At 53.5% G+C, this 2298-nt stretch carries 1 rRNA gene; it reads right to left on the bottom strand.

The annotated features are described in order from the left end of the window. Nucleotides 1-2298 (bottom strand): 23S ribosomal RNA (locus G5B12_RS16825); the annotation flags it as partial.

Below are 2298 nucleotides of genomic sequence, written 5' to 3'. Positions count from 1 at the left end.
CGCCCACGCCGGATAGGGACCGAACTGTCTCACGACGTTCTGAACCCAGCTCGCGTACCGCTTTAATGGGCGAACAGCCCAACCCTTGGGACCTACTACAGCCCCAGGATGCGATGAGCCGACATCGAGGTGCCAAACCACTCCGTCGATGTGAACTCTTGGGAGTGATAAGCCTGTTATCCCCAGGGTAGCTTTTATCCGTTGAGCGATGGCATTCCCACTTAATACCACCGGATCACTAAGCCCTACTTTCGTACCTGCTCCACCCGTCGGTGTCGCAGTCAAGCTCCCTTCTGCCTTTGCACTCTTCGAATGGTTTCCGTCCATTCTGAGGGAACCTTTGGGCGCCTCCGATACCCTTTCGGAGGCGACCGCCCCAGTCAAACTCCCCGCCTGGCATTGTCCCACCGCCGGTTCACGGCGGCTGGTTAGAAGCCCAATATCACAAGGGTGGTATCCCAACAGCGGCTCCATAGCAACTGACGTCACTATCTCTCAGCCTCCCACCTATCCTGTACATGCAACACCGGACCCCAGTGCCAAACTGGAGTAAAGCTCCATGGGGTCTTTCCGTCCTGGCGCGGGTAGCCAGCATCTTCACTGGCACTTCAATTTCACCGGATGTATTGCCGAGACAGCGCTCAAATCATTACGCCTTTCGTGCGGGTCGGAACTTACCCGACAAGGAATTTCGCTACCTTAGGACCGTTATAGTTACGGCCGCCGTTTACTGGGGCTTAAATTCAAAGCTTCGACTTGCGTCTAACCTCTCCTCTTAACCTTCCAGCACCGGGCAGGCGTCAGCCCATATACCTCACCTTTCGGTTTCGCATAGACCTGTGTTTTTGCTAAACAGTTGCTTGAGCCTATTCTCTGCGGCCTGCTCTCGCAGGCACCCCTTCTCCCTAAGTTACGGGGCCATTTTGCCGAGTTCCTTGGCAATACTTCTTCCGCCGGCCTTAGGATTCTCTCCTCATCCACCTGTGTCGGTTTACGGTACGGGTACAATATAAACAATAGCGGCTTTTCTTGACGCATGGCTCACGGGCTTCGCTACTATATTTCGCTCCACATCACGTCTTCCCATTGCATGGCGGATTTTCCTACCATACTGGTACCTCGCTTGTACCGGGCTTTCCATTCCCGGCTCCCGCTCTCCTTACGTGTCCCCACAGTTCTGTCATACTGCAGTACAGGAATATCAACCTGTTGTCCATCGGCTACGGCTCTCGCCCTCACCTTAGGTCCCGACTCACCCAGGGCAGATCAGCTTTACCCTGGAAACCTTGGATATTCGGCCTAGAGGATTCCCACCTCTATCTCGCTACTCATTCCGGCATTCTCTCTTCCATATAGTCCACAGCTCCTTACGGTACTGCTTCTTCCCATATGCAATGCTCCTCTACCAATCCTTACGGATTCCTTAGTTTCGGTGGCGCGTTTCAGCCCCGGACATTTTCGGCGCAGGACCTCTCGACCAGTGAGCTATTACGCACTCTTTGAATGTATGGCTGCTTCTGAGCCAACATCCTGGTTGTCTTCGAAATCCCACATCCTTTTCCACTTAACGCGCACTTTGGGACCTTAACTGTAGGTCTGGGCTCTTTCCCTTTTGACCGCCCAACTTATCTCGTGCAGTCTGACTCCCGGTGATATCTACACGGCATTCGGAGTTTGATATTCTTCGGTAGGCTTTGACGCCCCCTAGGAAATTCAGTGCTCTACCTCCGCAAGACTCACACCGAGGCTAGCCCTAAAGCTATTTCGAGGAGAACCAGCTATCTCCGGGTTCGATTGGAATTTCTCCCCTATCCACACCTCATCCCCACCCTTTTCAACGGATGTGGGTTCGGTCCTCCACTACCTCTTACGGCAGCTTCAACCTGGACATGGATAGATCACCCGGTTTCGGGTCTACTCCTACTGACTCTGGCCCTGTTAAGACTTGGTTTCCCTTCGGCTCCATCCCTTGAGGACTTAACCTTGCCAGTAAGCGTAACTCGCCGGACCGTTCTACAAAAAGTACGCGGTTGTGCTCATATGGCACTTCCACAGCTTGTAGACACAGGGTTTCAGGTTCTCTTTCACTCCCCTCCCGGGGTCCTTTTCACCTTTCCTTCACAGTACTATGCGCTATCGGTCACTAAGTAGTATTTAGCCTTAGGGGGTGGTCCCCCTTACTTCCCACAAGGTTCCTCGTGTCTCGTGGTACTCCGGATCCTGCTCAGTCAGCTTGGTTTTCACGTACGGGGCTTTCACCCTCTCTGGCCGGCTTTCCCAAAACCGTTCTGTTAACCT

This window comes from Blautia sp. MSK.20.85, from assembly GCF_013317245.1.
Taxonomy (GTDB): Bacteria; Bacillota; Clostridia; order Lachnospirales; family Lachnospiraceae; genus Blautia_A.
This window is presented reverse-complemented; position numbering and strand designations above follow the sequence as displayed.